This is a genomic window from Vibrio sp. Vb339, from assembly GCF_902751245.1.
Taxonomy (GTDB): domain Bacteria; phylum Pseudomonadota; class Gammaproteobacteria; order Enterobacterales; family Vibrionaceae; genus Vibrio; species Vibrio coralliirubri.
On sequence record NZ_CADDIS010000022.1, the window covers coordinates 1 to 3,226 of the forward strand.

Sequence of the window (3,226 nt, forward strand, 5' to 3'; positions counted from 1 at the left end):
TTGGTAGCCTAAATCCCAACTCCAAGAGGGAGTAAACTGTAACCCGCTATAGAGACCTAAAATTGTGCCCTCTGGATTTGAGTGATTGTAATTGTCGTCTAGAGCCCATTGATATCCCCCCTTAGCTCCAATAAAAAACTGAGGGGATATATCAGCCGCCAGCACAGGAGTGCTCAAAATGCAGGCAAGTAATGTTATTTTATTCATGATATTTAGGTTGCCATTTAGGTTAGCGATAGGTACTATTGAAAATATAGATAATACTTACAAATAGAATTTATCGATAAAAAAAATGTATATTAGACTTTTTACAGTTCTGTAGCAAATAGCTCAGAGGTGTAGTTTTTCGTTTTTGTCGCAAACCTTTGATACATGAGTGCAGTTACGTTAAATATACCCGTTCCACTTGAAGATGCAGGATTTTAGCTAGGAAAACCATCCTATTTGGGTACACAATTGTAGCAACAAACCTATCTTTCTTTTGGGTTGAACCTCAATAAAGGCATGTGAAATTTCGTTTATGTCTAAGAAGGTTTTCAGTGGTAATTAATGTACGACAGAATTGCTTGGTGATCACAATTTGAATTGGTCAATTCCTAAATGATTTTGCCCCAATTATTGTTTTCAAATAAGAAAATTGAACATAACGCAAACTGCATAGATATGCATTTAAGCATGCTAGGTGTGGGTTGAAAAATTACCTTAAAACCTTAAATTGTAGTGGCATAGGGAAAGTGGCTTCCGTTACATTAGTCTCAACCGTTCCATAATTGGGCTATATCAGCAATGTAATCCTATTTTTAAAGCTACATACCAACGTTTTGCTGCTGGTAAGCCCCAAAAAAGTGGCTATCATTGCCTGTGTTCGTAAATGGTGGGGATACTCAACACCATGCTACAAAATGTACACCCTGGGATCACAATCACTCCAAAAGATAGCTATTGAAACCATACTCGTTTGTTATATGATTTTGCGTGCAATAATATGGCTAGCTTTACTTGCATGCCCTGACATTGTTGCGCTTTCAACTACATTAGATAACTCAATATTGAACCCCTCAAGCATGAGCACGAGTTCTTCTTGTTTACTATGCCACATTGGAACGTCTTTAAATGACTCGAAACGAAGGCTATTATTTAAACAAAACTCAGCTAAATAGAGAATGCCGTTGGGTCTTAAAACCCTATGAAGCTCTTCTATGACGTATTTACGTTCAGTTTGAGTCGTAATACAAGTAAACACTGCACAGGTAACAATTGAGTCAAACTCGTTATCAGAAAAAGGTAGAATACTCCCTGAAAAGTGACGTAAATCTAGCGATGAATGATCATTGTTACCTCTTTTAATCATTTCAAGTGAGGAATCTACTCCAATTAAGTGGTGATACCCTAGTTCATATAGCTGACTTGTAATGCGCCCATAGCCACAACCGAAATCAGGAACTTTGGCATTTTTAGGTACTGATGCTGTGAAATATTCCGTTGAAATTTCAAGATTGAAATCAACAATATCTGCGACATTATCCCACTTACTCAATGTGTCACTCCTAATCATATAACAATTTATTAGAGAGCAAAATGCACCACTATTACACTTATAAGCGTAAATTGTCACTTTTGAAATGTCTATGACTCAAAGAGTATCATGAGGTCTATAGCAAAGGTTTTTGATTTTTAATTCACCAATGGTGAATAATTTCAAGTTTTAGGTGGGAAAGGTGAGACTAATTTATGTTCATTTATCAGAAAAAATATATCTTATTGTAATTGTTTAAGTAATTCTCTAGCTGACTTAACCACAAATACTCTTTTTGTACTCGGTAATCGATTTAGGGCAGCCAAATTAGTTTTCTTAAAATTCCTGTTATAATTCCAGATAAATTTTAATAATGTAATGTCTAATTTATCATCACAACCTTCTGCCAGATCTGGTCGGTTAGATTGATAAATCCGTCTTTTAATAACTCTGTATATGCACGAGAAACGGTTAACATCCAAAAATATAACTGTATCACAAGCATCTAGCCGCTTCTGGATAGTACTTTGATAGTTTCCTTCAACAATCCATGACGGCTCAGATAAAAGGTTATCTTGTAATTCCAACCAACTAGATTTGTCTGGCTTTACCCAGTTTGGTTTCCAGTAGAGATTATCTAAGTGATAAACAGGTAAATCTAACAAACCACCAAGCTTTCTTGCTAATGTCGATTTTCCTGAACCACTACAGCCCATGATTATAATTTTTCGCATGATATAATCTTAAAGTGGATTAAGGTTAGAGCTTAAATCAGTTCAACAATGCTAGGTATCACTGGTAACGCTAAAGATATCCCCATTACTCCGTTAAATATTCGCTGATTTTTTGCCGATGTTAAAAATTGAGACAGAACTTTTCCAAAAAATAACCATGTTCCAACACTGACGATTACTGCAACAAAAAAGATGGATGAGATAGATAATATTTGAGTAAATAGTGAAATGTTTAAACTGGTATAAGCTGCAATAGCACCGACCGCAACAACCCAAGCTTTAGGGTTTAACCATTGAAAAATTGCGGCTTCAGTGATAGTTAAAGGCTTTGAAGCTATCTTTACATCTTGGTTAGTATCACTAATGGCTATCTTCCATGCTAAGAAAAGTAAGTACACAATGCCTAAAATTTGGATAATACTATGTAGTGTAGGAAAAATGTCAAATAATCGGTAAAATCCCAGTCCAACTGCAATAATCATAATCGGAAAACCTGCACATATCCCAAAACCATGTGGTAAACTTTTTTTCATGCCGTAATTAACCCCTAACGACATAATCATGATCGTATTAGACCCTGGGCTCACACTTGTGATAACGGCGAAGGTGAATACAGAAATTAACCATTCAAAGCTCATACCTATCCTTTTATGTATGTTTGAAATATTTAACCCACTTTTTATCGACATACAGCTCGTGTCAATCACTACTGTTTAGAAAGAAACGAAGTAAAACTTAATTAGTAATGAAGGCTTTAATTTCTTCAGACGTTTGACTTTTCGTATTAACTTCAAAATCATACACGACTCCTTGGTGAACTCGTTTCGCTTACTCCATTTAAGAATATGATGATTACATTCGTTTTTAACTGTTCGTACTTCTCAATAAAGTCTGACGGTTTTGTCGCAAAGTCTGGTTTTATAGGTTAATATTTACCTAATTTCGACTCGACACCCTGAATTATAATGTTTAAAGG

The 3,226-nt window shown here is 35.4% G+C and carries 3 protein-coding genes and 1 pseudogene; all 4 read right to left on the reverse strand.

The genetic code is table 11. From position 1 onward, the window contains the following. Positions 1-207, reverse strand: a pseudogene (locus HRQ85_RS26140) (OmpA family protein); the annotation flags it as partial. A gap of 754 nt (positions 208-961) precedes the next feature. Beyond that, a complete protein-coding gene (locus HRQ85_RS25975; RefSeq protein WP_172380980.1) occupies positions 962-1,537 on the reverse strand; it encodes a class I SAM-dependent methyltransferase in 576 nt (191 codons plus the stop codon). A 221-nt stretch (positions 1,538-1,758) separates the two neighbouring features. Next, complete coding sequence (locus HRQ85_RS25980; RefSeq protein ID WP_172380981.1) at positions 1,759-2,250, reverse strand: AAA family ATPase; 492 nt, start codon at positions 2,248-2,250, stop codon at positions 1,759-1,761. Positions 2,251-2,282: 32 nt separating this feature from the next. Then, entirely contained in the window at positions 2,283-2,888 is a 606-nt protein-coding gene (locus tag HRQ85_RS25985) for a LysE family translocator (protein WP_172380982.1), read from the reverse strand. Positions 2,889-3,226 lie beyond the last annotated feature (338 nt).

Coding starts and splice junctions, on each gene's coding strand:
- HRQ85_RS25980 (WP_172380981.1), bottom strand. CDS start 2,250: ATGCGAAAAATTATAATCATGGGCTGTAGTGGTTCAGGAAAATCGACA.
- HRQ85_RS25985 (WP_172380982.1), bottom strand. CDS start 2,888: ATGAGCTTTGAATGGTTAATTTCTGTATTCACCTTCGCCGTTATCACA.